General features: G+C 67.6%; 12 protein-coding genes and 1 pseudogene. 11 read left to right on the plus strand and 2 right to left on the minus strand.

What is annotated here, in order from left to right; translation table 11 throughout:
- Positions 1–151: 151 nt before the first annotated feature.
- The 7 genes from FGD71_RS06840 to FGD71_RS06870 all read left to right on the plus strand — a co-directional run bounded on the left by FGD71_RS06840 (position 152) and on the right by FGD71_RS06870 (position 8,059).
- Entirely contained in the window at positions 152–1,102 is a 951-nt protein-coding gene (locus FGD71_RS06840) for a TIM barrel protein (protein WP_119099490.1), read from the plus strand.
- A gap of 9 nt (positions 1,103–1,111) precedes the next feature.
- Positions 1,112–2,545 (plus strand): sugar porter family MFS transporter, encoded by a 1,434-nt coding sequence (locus FGD71_RS06845; protein ID WP_119099491.1) that lies wholly within the window; start codon positions 1,112–1,114, stop codon positions 2,543–2,545.
- A gap of 65 nt (positions 2,546–2,610) precedes the next feature.
- Positions 2,611–3,630 carry a Gfo/Idh/MocA family oxidoreductase gene (locus tag FGD71_RS06850; protein ID WP_119099492.1) on the plus strand — a complete coding sequence of 340 codons (1,020 nt, stop codon included), beginning with the start codon at positions 2,611–2,613 and terminating at the stop codon, positions 3,628–3,630.
- Positions 3,627–4,496 carry a sugar phosphate isomerase/epimerase family protein gene (locus tag FGD71_RS06855; RefSeq protein WP_119099493.1) on the plus strand — a complete coding sequence of 290 codons (870 nt, stop codon included), beginning with the start codon at positions 3,627–3,629 and terminating at the stop codon, positions 4,494–4,496. The genes FGD71_RS06850 and FGD71_RS06855 overlap by 4 nt, the downstream gene beginning before the upstream one ends.
- 450 nt (positions 4,497–4,946) lie before the next feature.
- On the plus strand, positions 4,947–5,996 hold the full coding sequence (locus tag FGD71_RS06860; RefSeq protein ID WP_162931050.1) for a sugar ABC transporter substrate-binding protein: 1,050 nt from the start codon (positions 4,947–4,949) through the stop codon (positions 5,994–5,996).
- A 111-nt stretch (positions 5,997–6,107) separates the two neighbouring features.
- Positions 6,108–7,220 (plus strand): ABC transporter permease, encoded by a 1,113-nt coding sequence (locus FGD71_RS06865; protein ID WP_119099495.1) that lies wholly within the window; start codon positions 6,108–6,110, stop codon positions 7,218–7,220.
- 35 nt (positions 7,221–7,255) lie between these two features.
- Positions 7,256–8,059, plus strand: coding sequence for an ATP-binding cassette domain-containing protein (locus FGD71_RS06870; protein WP_119099548.1), 804 nt, complete (start codon positions 7,256–7,258; stop codon positions 8,057–8,059).
- Positions 8,060–8,173: 114 nt separating this feature from the next.
- Here the strand turns inward: FGD71_RS06870 and FGD71_RS06875 are convergent, their stop codons facing one another.
- Positions 8,174–8,971 (minus strand): VOC family protein, encoded by a 798-nt coding sequence (locus FGD71_RS06875; RefSeq protein WP_119099496.1) that lies wholly within the window; start codon positions 8,969–8,971, stop codon positions 8,174–8,176.
- Positions 8,972–9,384: 413 nt separating this feature from the next.
- Between FGD71_RS06875 and FGD71_RS06880 the strand changes: the two genes are divergently transcribed.
- Both FGD71_RS06880 and FGD71_RS48495 read left to right on the plus strand, forming a co-directional pair.
- Positions 9,385–10,038: a YceI family protein gene (locus FGD71_RS06880; RefSeq protein WP_119099497.1), complete on the plus strand. Its 654-nt coding sequence runs from the start codon at positions 9,385–9,387 to the stop codon at positions 10,036–10,038.
- Positions 10,039–10,200: 162 nt separating this feature from the next.
- Positions 10,201–10,382: pseudogene (locus tag FGD71_RS48495) on the plus strand (IS701 family transposase); the annotation flags it as partial.
- A gap of 157 nt (positions 10,383–10,539) precedes the next feature.
- On the opposite strand, the gene FGD71_RS06885 reads toward FGD71_RS48495, so the two are convergent.
- Positions 10,540–11,796 carry an IS701 family transposase gene (locus tag FGD71_RS06885; RefSeq protein WP_119099498.1) on the minus strand — a complete coding sequence of 419 codons (1,257 nt, stop codon included), beginning with the start codon at positions 11,794–11,796 and terminating at the stop codon, positions 10,540–10,542.
- 285 nt (positions 11,797–12,081) lie between these two features.
- Between FGD71_RS06885 and FGD71_RS06890 the strand changes: the two genes are divergently transcribed.
- On the plus strand, positions 12,082–12,288 hold the full coding sequence (locus FGD71_RS06890; RefSeq protein ID WP_140935839.1) for a DUF5988 family protein: 207 nt from the start codon (positions 12,082–12,084) through the stop codon (positions 12,286–12,288).
- A 123-nt stretch (positions 12,289–12,411) separates the two neighbouring features.
- Positions 12,412–13,725: a beta-ketoacyl synthase N-terminal-like domain-containing protein gene (locus tag FGD71_RS06895; RefSeq protein WP_240436431.1), complete on the plus strand. Its 1,314-nt coding sequence runs from the start codon at positions 12,412–12,414 to the stop codon at positions 13,723–13,725.
- Positions 13,726–13,746 lie beyond the last annotated feature (21 nt).

The following is a 13,746-nucleotide window of genomic DNA, read 5'->3' on the forward strand; positions in this document are numbered from 1 at the left end:
CCAAAGTCGTCACCACCCGCTGGCCCCAACCCACACAACAAGTCAACGCCGGCTTCAACTTCCCCACCTCCAGCTGAGGTTGCGTCGGCCGTCGCCGCAGAACCCTCATCCGGCGGCCTCTTCCCCGTTCCCGTTTCGAAGGACGTACACCATGGCAACGACGCCATCCCCCCTCCGCACCGTCGTGGGCAACCTGTGCCTGGGCTCCGCCCCCGACTCGTGGGGCGTCTGGTTCCCCGAGGACGAGCACCAGGTTCCGTACACCCGCTTCCTCGACGAACTGGCGGCGGCCGGCTACAAGTGGCTCGAACTCGGCCCGTACGGCTACCTCCCCACCGACCCACAGCGCCTCAAGGAAGAGCTGGAGTCTCGTGGGCTCCAGGTCTCCGGCGGCACCGCGTTCGGTGCGCTGCACCGTCCGGACGCGTGGGACGAGATGCTCGACCACGTCCGTCAGGTGGCCGCGCTGACCGCCGCCGCGGGCGCCCACCACCTGGTCTTCATCCCGCCCATGTACCGGGACGAGAAGACCGGCGCGTTCACCGAGTCGCCCGAGCTGACCGCGGAGCAGTGGGCGGGCTTCGGCCGGGCCGCCGACCGGCTCGGCAAGCTGCTCCTCGACGAGTACGACGTACGTCTCGTCGTCCACCCGCACGCCGACAGTCACATCCAGACCCAGCCGGAGATCGAGCGGCTGCTGAACGAGTCCGACAGCCGTTACACCAACCTCTGCCTGGACACCGGACACGTGGCCTACGGCGGCGGCGACAACCTCGACCTGATCCGCCGCTTCGGCGAGCGCGTCGGCTACGTCCACATCAAGCAGATGGACCCCGAGATCCTCGCCCAGGTCGCCGCGGAGGACCTCTCTTTCGGCGAGGCCGTCAAGCGCGGAGTGTGCGTGTCGCCTCCGGCGGGTGTGCCCAAGCCGGCCGACGTGGTGACCGAACTGGCCGGGCTGGACGCCGAGTTGTTCGTGATCGTCGAGCAGGACCTGTACCCCTGCGCTCCCGAGGTGCCACTGCCCATCGCGGTCAGTACCCGTGAACACCTGGCCGGTTGCGGCCTCACCGGAACCCGGCGCCCCAACGCCTACAAGTAGGAGGTGGCCATGGACGTCAACAAGGACACGGCCCAGGCCCCCACCCCGGCCACCGCCGTCCCGGACGACGCCCCGCCCACGGTCTCCCGGCGACTGCGGGTCATCACCCTCATCGCCACCTTCGGCGGTCTCCTCTTCGGCTACGACACCGGCGTCATCAACGGCGCACTGCCCTACATGACCGACGACCTGGGCCTGACTCCGGTCACCGAGGGCATGGTCACCAGCTCGCTGCTGCTGGGCGCCGCGCTGGGCGCGATCACCGGCGGCCGGCTGTCGGACGCGCGCGGACGGCGGCGCACGATCCTCACGCTGGCCGTGCTGTTCTTCATCGGAGCCCTCGGCTGTACCCTCGCCCCGACCACCGCGGTCATGGTCGTGGCCCGGTTCGTGCTCGGTCTCGCGGTCGGCGGCGCGTCGGTGACCGTGCCGGTGTACCTCGCGGAGGTCTCGCCCGCCGAGCGGCGTGGCGCGCTGGTCACCCGCAACGAGCTCATGATCGTCAGCGGTCAGCTGCTGGCCTTCACCTCCAACGCGATCATCGCGCGGGTGGGCGGCGAGTCCGGCGGGGTCTGGCGCTGGATGCTGGTGATCGCCACTCTCCCGGCCGTCGTGCTCTGGTTCGGCATGCTGGTCATGCCGGAGAGTCCGCGCTGGCTGGCGTCCAAGAGCCGCTTCACCGAGGCTCTCGACGTGCTCAGGCAGGTGCGGTCCCAGCAGCGGGCCGAGGCCGAACTCGCCGAGGTGACCGCGCTCGCCGTCAAGGACGAGCAGGAGAAGCTCGGCGGCTGGCAGGACATCAAGGCCGTGCCGTGGGTGCGCAAGCTGATGTTCGTCGGCTTCGGCATCGCGATCGTGCAGCAGATCACCGGCGTCAACACGATCATGTACTACGGCACGCAGATCCTCACCGACGCCGGCTTCGCCGCCGACAGCGCGCTCACGGCGAACATCGCCAACGGCGTGATCTCGGTGCTGGCCACCTTCGTCGGTATCTGGCTGCTGGGCCGCGTACCCCGTCGCCCGATGCTGATGACGGGTCAGATGGGTACCACCGCGGCTCTCTTGCTGATTGGCGTCTTCTCCCTGGTGCTGCCCGCCGGGGACGGCCGGGCGTACGCCGTGCTGGCGATGACCGTCACGTTCCTCGCCTTCCAGCAGGGTGCGATCTCGCCCGTGACGTGGCTGATGCTGTCGGAGATCTTCCCGATGCGGATGCGTGGCTTCGGGATGGGGATGGCGGCCGTGGTGCTGTGGCTGACCAACTTCGTGATCGGGCTCGTCTTCCCGTCCCTCGTCTCCGGGATCGGGATCTCCAACACGTTCTTCCTCTTCGTGCTGGCGGGCCTGTTCTCCCTCACCTTCGTCAAGCTCTACGTCCCCGAGACCAAGGGCCGCACCCTCGAAAGCCTCGAAGCGGAGCTGAAGGCCCGCCTCTCCTGACCTCTTCGGAGGGGCGGGAGCAGCCTGAACACTCCCGCCCTCCCCCTCCTTTGAAGGAATCGACCATGACTGTACGTGTAGGTGTCATCGGCGCCGGCATGATCGGCCAGGACCACATCCGCCGGCTGACCGACGTCGTCACGGGAGCGCGGGTCACCGCGGTGACGGACCTCGACGCCGCCCGAGCCGCCGAGGTAGCCGCCAGTGTCGGCGCCACCGCGTACCCCACGAGCGCCGACCTGATCGCCTCCCCCGACGTGGACGCCGTCCTCGTCACCTCCTGGGGCCCCACCCATGCCGAGCACGTCCTCGGCGCCATCGCCGCGGGCAAGCCGGTCTTCTGCGAGAAGCCCCTCGCCACCACCGCCGAGGACTGCCTGCGCGTCGTCGAGGCCGAACGCGCCTACGGCCGCCGCCTGGTCCAGGTCGGCTTCATGCGCCGCTTCGACGCCGGCTACCGGCAGATGAAGCAGGTCCTCGCCTCCGGCTCCATCGGCACCCCGCTCATCGTGCACTGCGCCCACCGCAACCCCACCGTGGGCGACACGTACCACTCGGCGATGGCCGCCCAGGACACCGCCGTGCACGAGATCGACGTACTGCGCTGGCTCCTCGACGACGAGATCGTCTCCGCCCAGGTGATCACCCCGCGTGCCACGAGCAAGCGGTTCGCGCACCTGAAGGACCCGCAGATCATGTACTTCGAGACCGCGAACGGGGTCCGCATCGATCTGGAGGTCTTCGTCAACTGCCAGTACGGATACGACATCCAGTGCGAGACGGTCGGCGAGGACGGCCTGGTCCGGCTGCCCGACCCGGCGGCCGCGCACGTCCGCACCGCCGGGCAGCACAGCTCGGCCGTCCTCCAGGACTGGAAGGCCCGGTTCGCGGACGCCTTCGACACCGAGTTCCGCGAGTGGATCGCCTCGGTCACGGCCGGCGCCGAGCCCACCGGCCCGTCCGCCTGGGACGGCTACGCCGCCACCGTCATCAGCGACGCCGCCGTCCGCTCCCTGGAGTCCGACGGCACCGTCGTCACCGCCGACATGAAGCCTCGCCCCACGTTCTACGGAGGCACCGCATGAAAATCGCCCTTGACCCCTACATGTTCCGCGGTCTGTCCATGGACGACATGGTGCGCACGGTCGCCGAACTCGGCTACGAGCACATCGAGTTGTCCCCACGCGCCGACTTCATGCCGTTCTTCCTGCACCCGCGGGCGGACGACGAGCGCATCGCGCAGCTCAAGAACTCCCTGCGCACGCACGGTGTGCAGCTGTCCTCGGTGCTGCCGCTGTACAAGTGGTCCTCACCCGACGAGACGGAGCGGCAGGCCGCCGTCCGCTACTGGAAGCGGATGATCGAGATCACCGCGGACCTCGAATGTCCCCTGATGAACTCGGAGTTCAACGGCCGCCCCGAACGCGCCGCGGAGAGCGAGGCCGCCTTCTGGCGCTCCATGGAAGAGCTGCTTCCCCTCCTCGATCGGGAGGGCATCGCCCTGAACCTGGAGGCCCACCCGGACGACTTCTGCGAGGAGAACACCCCCGCGGTCGACCTCGTCCGCTCCATCAACAAGCCCTGGGTCAACTACCTCTACTGCGCCCCGCACACCTTCCACCTCTCGGGTGCCTCGGAGGTCGGAGCGGACATCGCGGCGATGATGCGCTACGCCGGCGACAAGCTGAAGCACGTGCACATCGCCGACTCCTTCAACCACAAGGGATCCTCCGGCCTGCGCTACATCCTCAACCCGCCCGGCACCCCCGCCCGCATCCACCAGCACCTGGACATCGGCCAGGGCGAGGTCGACTGGGACGTCTTCTTCGGCACCCTGCGGGAAATCGGCTTCGACGGAGTCGCCACCGCGTGCGTCTTCGCCTGGGAGGAACGCGCCCGCGAATCCTCCGCATTCATGCTGGACCGCATCTCCAAGGAACTCGCCGCCTGAGACGCCCTGAGGCACGCAGCGATCCTGCGTGAACAATTCACTCAACCTCCGACCCACCAGTTCTGAGCCATCACACTAGAGCGCTCCATAAACTTCGCTATCTGTAGCGAATAAAGCCCTGCCGAGTACCGATCACCACCCGGCAGGGCCCTTTGGCCTGCATAAATGCTCCCTACTAGGCCAATGGAAACCACGCTGAGACATGTCCGAGCGAGGCCACCTCGGAACATCAAAATCCCCGTTACCTATTCGTTGGAATTCGCCTTGCGAAAGTGTATTGACACCTTCTCCCAAACAGGCGCTAATTTTCGCCAAAGAGGTTCCCGACCGGTCTGCGACGAGACCAGGACCTCAATCCCGTTCCGCGCCGTTCGAAGACACCTCAGTCAGTCCCGCATTCTCTGCGGGCCCGCGGCGCCCTCACTCATTCCTCAAAGGAGAGGTAGCAACATGCCGCACTCCGCTCACTCGCCCCGAAGAGCCCGCCGGGTCTCCGGTTGGCGCGCGCTCGCCGTCGTCCCCGCACTGGCTCTGCTCGCGGTGGGCTGCTCCCAGGGCTCGGACGACACCGCATCGGCTTCGGGCAAGGGAACGTCGCTGAAGTCGGGCCTCGGCAGCACGGCCAAGGACCGCAAGGTCACCTTCCTGCTCCCCCAGGACCCCGGAGACCCGTTCTGGACCACCATCGCGCAAGGCGCCAAGGACGCCGCGCAGTTGCTCAACCTCAAGCTCAACATGCAGACCAGCTCGGGCGACCAGTCCAAGTACAACGACCTGATCGGCAGCGCGGTCGCCGACAAGCCCGCGGCACTGGCCGTGGTGCTCGACGACCCCAACAAGTACACCGAGAACGTGTGTGCGGCCCAGAAGGCCGGCATCCCCGTGATGAGCTACAACATCACCCAGGAGGGCAAGGTCGGCGCCTGCACGCTCGGCTTCGTCGGACAGGACTTCGAAGAGGTCGGCTACCTGCTCGGCAAGCGCCTCCTCGCCGAACACCCCGACATCGGCAAGGGTGACACCGTCCTCACCCCTGTCGAGTTCCCCGACCAGGTCTACGCGGTCCAGCGCCACGCCGGCGTCAAGCGCGCACTCGACGAGGCGGGCGCCAAGACGGACATCCTCGGCACCGGCATCGAGGACTCCGCCGCCCTGGACAAGATCACGCAGTACCTGCTCGGTCACAAGAAGACCGCCGCCATCGTCCCGCTGGGCGGCACCCCGCACCGCAACGTCGTCAAGGCCATGGACGACTCCGGTGTGAAGGTGCCCGTCGTCGGCTTCGACCTGGCGCCGCAGATCGTCACCGGCATCGAGTCCGGCGCCATCGACGCGGCGGCCGACCAGCAGGGCTACGTCCAGGGCTTCCAGACGGTCATGGAACTCGGTCTGAAGCTCGACTTCGGTCTCAGCCCGGCCAGCATCAACTCCGGTGGCAGCGGCCTGGTTGACAAGTCCAACGTCGGCATCGCCAAGGAGCTCGCCGGCAAGGTCCGCTGACGCACGCCGTCCGCACCTCCGGCAACACCTCATCCGCCGACGATTCGGCTCGGGGCGGCCAGGCATTTCGGCCGGCCGCCCCGCCATCTCAACCAGGAAGGCAGTACGACCATGAGCGAGCGGAGCGGTCAGGCGACCGCGGGGAGCATCCCGGCGGCAGGGGGCGCCGCCGTGGAGGACAACGCCACAACAGGGGGCGCGCCCGCCCGGAAGCGGACTCTCGCGGACTCCGCCCCCACCACCACCGCCGACCGGCTGACCGAGCGCCTGCGCCAGATCCGTGGACGCGGCGCACTGGAGATCGGCCTGGTCTTCGTCCTGGTGCAGCTCGGCTGCATCATCTACTACCTCGTCGACCCCGTGGGCTTCCCCTACCTGGAGACGTCGAACTTCAACGTCCTCAGTCAGAGCATCCCCGTGCTGGCGATCCTCGCCATCGGCGCCGGCGTCCTGATCATCGCGGGCGAGTTCGACCTGTCGCTCGGCGCCAACTTCACCTTCTGCGCACTGGTGTTCACGAGGTGGTACGCCGACGGGGCGAGCGCCTGGACCGCCACCGGCATGGCCCTGGTCACCGGCGTCGCGATCGCCCTGCTGAACGGCATCCTCGTCACCAAGGCCAAGATCCCCTCCTTCATCGTGACGCTCGGCATGATGCTCTTCTGGGAGGGAGCGGCTCTCTTCTACAACGGGACCACGGCCGCCCTGATGGTCCCCAGCGAGACCCTGAAGCAGATCTTCACCGCCGACCTCGGCTTCTTCCGCGGTCAGGTGCTGTGGCTGCTCGGCCTTGGTGCGCTGTTCTGGCTGCTTGTGCACCGGCACCGGCTCGGCAACCACATCTTCTCGGTCGGCGGCAACCCCGCGGCCGCGCGCGCGATCTCCATCAACCCCGACCGGGTCAAGATCATCGCGTTCGGCATCCTCGGTCTGTGCGTGGCGCTCGCCGCGGTCCTGACCGCTGTCCGCACCGGTTCGGTCCAGCCCGGCACCGGCCGCGGTATGGAGCTGAAGGCGATCGCGGCCGCCGTCGTCGGCGGGGTCGCGCTGTCGGGCGGCCGCGGCAGCGTCCTCGGCATGGTCCTCGGCGCGGCCCTCATCCTCACCGTGCAGGACATCCTGCTTCTCGGTGGTGCGCCCGGCTTCTACCTGGACCTCTTCGTGGGTCTGATCATCGTCGCCGCGGCCTTCTTCAACCGCATGATCGAGGGGAAGGCGAAGTGAGCGCCGCCAAGCCCACCGCCGGAAACGGAGCAACCATGTCCCCCACCGCCACCGCGGAGCGCACCGGCGAGGTGCTGCTGGAACTGTCCGGCATCACCAAGCGGTACGGAGCCAACACCGTCCTCGACGACGTCAGTTTCACCATCCACCAGGGCGAGGTCGTCGGCCTGCTCGGCGACAACGGCGCCGGCAAGTCGACTCTGGTCAAGACGATGTCCGGAGTCGTCACCGCCGAGGAGGGCGACTACCTGTGGCGCGGCGAGAAGCTGAACACGCCCAACCGCCAGGAGACCGAGAGGCGCGGCGTGGAGACGATCTTCCAGGACTCCGCCCTGGTGCCGTCCATGACCATCACCCGCAACATCTTCATGGGCCGTGAACTCACCAATCCCCTCGGGTTGCTGAAGCTGAGGAAGATGGACGAGATCGCCGCGCAGATCCTCGACAGCGTGGTCACCATCGAGGGCATCAAGAGCCCGCGCCAGCTGGTGGGTTCGCTCTCCGGCGGCCAGCAGCAGGCCGTGGCGATCGCCCGCGCGGTGCACTTCAAGCGCAGTCTGCTGATCCTGGACGAGCCGACCAGCGCGCTGGCCGTCCGCGCGACCGAGGCCCTGCTCAACTACCTGCTGCAGTTGAAGCAGGAGGGCGTCAGCTCGGTGCTGGTCACGCACAACCTGCACCACGCCTACCAGATCTGCGACCGGCACATCGTGATGAACCACGGGCGCAAGATCCTCGACGTACGCCGTGAGGACACCAGCGTAGAGGAACTCACCGCCGCCGTCGTGGAAGGGCCCGAGGGCCTGCGCCGCCACCGCGAGGGCAAGCCCCTCGCCTGAGCAACGGCCGTGCCCGACAGGACCGTTCACAACAATGGCGAGGCCGGACCTGCCCGACACCACAGGCAGGCCCGGCCTCGCAGCGGTCCGCCGCCCTGCCCGGCCTGCCGGAACTCAGCTCCGGGACGGGGTCAGCACCACGAAGTCCGCGTTCGACGGGTCGAGGCAGACGGCCAGCCGACCGACACCCTCGGCATCCTCCGGCCCCATCTGCACACTGCCACCGTTCTCGGTGACCTTGGCGACCGCGGCGTCGCAGTCGGTCACGGCGAAGACCGGATGCCAGTAAGGCCGTCCACTCGTCAGAGCGAGGTCCTCCTTGCGGAGCTCCATGACGCCACCTTGCATACGCTCCTCGGGAAGGTCGGCAGGGGTGATGAGGTGGTACGTACCCCCGCCGCCCGGCAGTTCCATGTCGCTGAACCGCCAGCCGAAGACACCGCCGTAGAACTCCTTCGCGGCCGCGGCGTCGCTCGTGAACAGCTCGGTCCAGGACAGCGAGCCAGGCTCGTCCACCAGCTCCGCGCCCTTGTTCGTGCCCGGCTGCCAGACAGCGAACTGACCCCCCAACGGATCGCTGTACTGCGCCATCCGGCCCCACTCGTCGAGATCCATGGGCGCCACCCGCACCGTGCCGCCCAATCGCTCGACGGTGCGGGTCGTGGCGTCCGCGTCCGTGACGCCGTAGTAGATCATCCAGGCCGAGCGCGCACCCTTCTCGGTGAGCTTGCCCAGCCCGGCGACGATCTTGCCGTCCTTCCGGAACATGCCCCCTTCCATCTCCTCGCCCTCGCCCATGGACTCGTACTCCCAACCCAGTACGGCGCCGTAGAAGGAAGCGGCGGCCCGGACATCGGGAGCGCCGAGGTCGAGCCAGCAGGGAGACCCTGGTGCGAAGTCACTGGTGATCATGGCAATTCCCTTCACGGATCGTGTGTCCTCAGCGTGACACCGGCCGCGGACACACGCCCGTCGACCACACCTGTTCGAGCAGCCGTAAGCTCGCGCCAGAGTGGTACGACAAAACATCGGCGAGGAAAGGAGTCTTCCCACTCGCCATCGGCAGTCCGGCTACAGAAATCGTGACTGCTGTTACTGCTACGGACATGTCCGACATGAAATGCGGGGTATTCAAACCTCCGATCCAGGAGGCATCCCGCCCGAACTGATTGACTCCCACTGACGATTGCGTGACGAGCATGTGTGGGTCCTGTAGTCGTCAGTCCTGCGATGGCGACGTATAAGCCCGAAGGCGCCGATTCTGTCCGCTGAGGGTCTTGAAGGAGGCTTGCGGCAATAACTGTCTTGCAGTAACTACGTGAAACATGAACTTGTTCAACCGCGGCACGTCCTTCCGCCGCTCGGCACCCCCCGCTGCTCCACCGCTCCCCGTCGACCCGCCGGCTGGTCCTGCTGCCGGCTTGCCGGATCCCGCCCTGGCGGCGCTGACCGGAGAGTGGGCGATCGACCCGGCGCACAGCCGGATTGGCTTCTCCGTCCGGCATGCCATGGTGACAACAGTGCGCGGGGCTTTCGCGGAGTACCAAAGTCGGCTCTACTTCGACGGCCGCAACCCCGTTCGCTCGCAGGCCGAGATCGTGCTGTCCACGGCCAGCGTCGACACCGGTGTGGAACAACGCGACGCCCACCTGGTCGGCCGTGACTTCCTGGACGCCGCAACCTACCCCCGTATGCGTTTCACCAGCACCGCCGTGCAACTCGCGGGGCCCGACGTTTACCGTATGACCGGCGACCTCACCATCAAAGACGCCACCCGTCCCGTAGCCCTGGAACTCACCTACATAGGACACGTCACCGACCCATTCGGCGATGAGCGGGTCGGATTCGACGGCACCACCACCATCAATCGTTCCGAATGGGGCCTGACGTACAACGCCAGGCTGGCCGAGGGCGGTGCCATGGTGAGTGACAAAGTGCGCCTCCAATTCGACATCGCCGCCATCCGCACCGCCCCGTGAACTGACGGACGGCTCGATTCACTGCTGATGCGGAGCTCGCACTCCAGACCTCAGGCCGGCGTGGCCAGGTGGAGGGCGAGGAGTTCCCGGCGGGCCAGTACGACAGCCGTAGATCGGGGCTGTGGCCTGAGGTGACGCTGGACGTGGGGCGGCCGCCGCCCGGATGCCTGCCGGAAGAACTGCTGGACGGTCGCCGAGCATGCCGGGCACGACTCCCCGCACCGGTCGCAGTACCTGCTTGGTCGGGCGATGTGGGACGCGGACGGCGCGCGGGACGACGTGCGCTCCTACGTGCTCGGCCACTGGCGGACCCGGGCGCGGTGCTCGTGGTCGACGAGACGGGCACCGAGCTCCTTGATCCAGGCCGGGACGTCGCACCGGCACTCGCGCTCACGATAGATCACAGGCCGCGTCCAAACTGGGTGGCTGGCCTGCGTCCAGCGTCATCGACGGTCACCGACGCGATCTACGGCTGTGGTACTGGGACCAAAGCCCAAAGGGTCAGGCCGGCGTTTTTTCTTCTGGGCAGCAGCTGATGTGCTGGAGGGTGCGGAAGGCGTGGGCGGCGGCGACGAGCGTGACATGGTGGTGCCAGCCGTTCCACGTGCGGCCCTCGAAGTCGGTCAGGCCCAAGGCCTGTTTCATCTCGCGGTAGTCGTGTTCGATGCGCCGGTGGAGCTTCGCGAGGCGCACGAGCGTGGTCAGTGGTGTGCTCTCGGGAAGGTTGGAGAGCCAGAACTGGAACGGTGCGGGTTCGTCGGAGGGCCATTCGGCCAGCAGCCAGTGTGCGGGCATCTCCACGGCTTCGCCGATCTCGGGTCCGGCGGGACGGATCCGCAGGGGGACGAAGCGCGAGTACATGTGCTTGAACCCGATGCGGCCGGTTCCGAGACGGAATCCCTCGCGCCACTGCACCGGGCGGGCTGTCTTCCGGCCCGAGTCGATGACCAGCCGTTGCACTGTCTGCGGCCGGTCGGAACAGGCCGCCACGGGATTGCGGCCGCAGCCACCGCACATGGGCGTCTGCGGTCGCGCAGCGGCCGGGTGCGCCGTGGCCGTCTTGGGCAGACCCACCAGGTAGGACAGCCCGCGTTCTTCCAGGCCGAACCGGAACGCAGCGGCGTGCCCGTATCCGGCGTCCGCGACGACCACGGGAACGTCGATACCCCAGGAACGGATCTCGTCCACCATGTCGAGGGCCAGCTGCCATTTCTCCACATGGCCGACGTCGGCGGGGATGCCGCACCGTGCACGGCGGGCGACCTTGGCGGGATCGGCCTGGGGCGATGCGGGATCCCAGGATCTGGGCAGGAACAGCCGCCAGTTGACCACCGCCGACGAGCGGACGGAGGCCAGGTGGAGCGAGACGCCCACCTGGCAGTTGGTGACCTTGCCCGTGGTGCCGGTGTACTGCCGGGACACGCATGCCGACGCATCGCCGTACTTGAGGAACCCCATGTCACCGACGATCACGGCGGTCGGCTCGACGACCGGCTGCATCTTCCGGGCCAACCGGGCCCGGACATGGGCAGAATCCCAGGGGCTGGAAGTGATGAAGTGAGCCAGGGCCTGGCGGTTGCCGTCCCCACCGAGCCGGGCCGCCATCGGCTCCACCGATTTCCGTTTCCCCTCCAGCAGCAATCCGCGCAGATATACCCCGCCCCAATGGCGCTGATCCGCCCGCGGGAACGGCTCCAGCACATCCGCGGCAAAGCTGTCCAGTCGGCACCGGACCTCATCTAATTCCCCAGGTGTCACCCCCGGTCAACGACCCGGCCTTTCAACCGGACACGCCGGCAACTGCATCTGACCAAGTCCACTACTCATTGGTGTACGCCGGAGTGCCCCCTGACCTGCGGGTAGCGCATTTGCATACCGATTAACACATCGAAACGACATGCGATCACACGCTCTTCTCGTGCTTCCATGCCCCGCTCCTGCCGGCGCTTCGCGGGACCCAGGTCGGAAAGACTGCTGGTAGTGCTCTTGGCGGCATCATCCGGCCGTAGTTCCCCGACCTTTCACGTCAGGATCGGTTCTCCCATGCCTTCCCGTCTCGTGTTGCTCAAAGATGGTCCGAGCGTTGCTCCACAGGTAGTTCAGGCGCCGTCCGGTGAAACGGGTGCTCCGGTGAAGATCGCGTACTACGGCGGCTACGAGCATTACGAATTCACCGGCGAGTTCGCCGACATCGGTGAGGGCCCGATGCCGGTGTACCGCTGGACGCGCCATCAGCCTGGAGCGGAATAGCCGACGGGGAGGGCGGCGTCGCCGCCGACGGAGACGAGCGGACTGCACAGGAACCGATGACACCACCCCGCTTTCCCGTGCGTTGCGCCACGAGCGCACCACCACACGCCTTTGGAGGTCAGGATGAGCAATGCCGTGAGCGCGCGGGACGTCATGGTCACCGGCATGGGGTTCTGTCTGCCAGGGACCAGCCGACCGGTGTTCTCCGCGGACGACGTCTGGGACGTCGCATCGCGTGGAGCGTCGTGCCTCGTCCATGGGGACGTCTACTACGGTGCGGTAGACCTGTCACCGGCCATGTTCGACGCACGACTGCCGGACATCCCGCCGGCGTTCTCCCGGCACTACACCAACGCCCACAGGTACGGGCTGGTCTCGCTGGTGGAGGCCTGCTCGGACGCCGGGCTGGACTTCCGGGCAGGTGACCTGACCGGGGCAGCCGTGCTGGCCGGGCGCGGCGGCGTGGACACCAATGTGGGGCCCTACCTGGCGGTGCTCGAGGCCGATCCGCTGACGACCAGCTCGCAGGAAGCGATGGAGTTGTTCGTCCGGGGCCAGCAGGGACTCACACCGTCCGATGTCTCCCTGGTGCAATCGGCTGTCTTACGGTCGACCGGCCCGTGCTTCACCGTGTCCTGCGGATGTGCCTCGTCCGCGGTGCAGGTCGGCACCGCTCGGCAGATGATCGCCGGGGGTGTGGCCGACCTGGCCGTCGTGTCGGGCGTGGATCTCTTCGGGGTGGACGTCATCTTGAACGTCCAGCGGCTGCTGCGCTCCGCCCAGGGCGCGTACGAGGCGGTCCGGGTGGAGGGCATGCCGGAGCTCCTGCCCTCCTTCGATCGGCTGATGCGCCCGTACGACCGCCGGGCGGACTGTGTGAACCACGGCGAAGGCGCGGCGACCCTCATCCTGGAGTCCCGCGAGCACGCCGACCGGCGAGGCGCACGCGCCTACGGTCAGGTGCTCGCGCACGCCATGACCCGCGACGGCCTGGTGAATCCGTTGGCCAGTGACGACAGCGGAACCGCCTTGGTGGACGCCGTCCGCCAGTGTCTGGGAGACCGGTGGGACCTGTCGCAGGTGCCCTACATCCATGGCGGCAGCGACGGTGACGTGGTGGTCACCGCTTTCGAGGCGAACGCGGCCAAGCAGCTCTACGGCCCCGACAGCGACCTGGTGATGACCTCGCAGGAGGCCTGCTTCGGTCACAACGGCGCGCCGGCCGGCTGCGTCGGAGTGGCGTTGAGCCTGCTGATGATGGAGCGCGGTCAGGTGTGTCCCACGGCGAACTGCGAAGAGCCCGCCGACGGGCTGCCGTTCGATCCCGTTCCCGGCACGAGCACCAGGCCCCTCGACTTCGACTACGCGCTGACCTGCAACTACCAGATCGGCGGGGTGAAGAACGTGATTCTCGTCGGCGGCCCGGACGCCGTCTGACGGCAGGAGAGGGAGAAGCCC

Source organism: Streptomyces sporangiiformans (assembly GCF_005768555.2).
Classification (GTDB): domain Bacteria; phylum Actinomycetota; class Actinomycetes; order Streptomycetales; family Streptomycetaceae; genus Streptomyces; species Streptomyces sporangiiformans.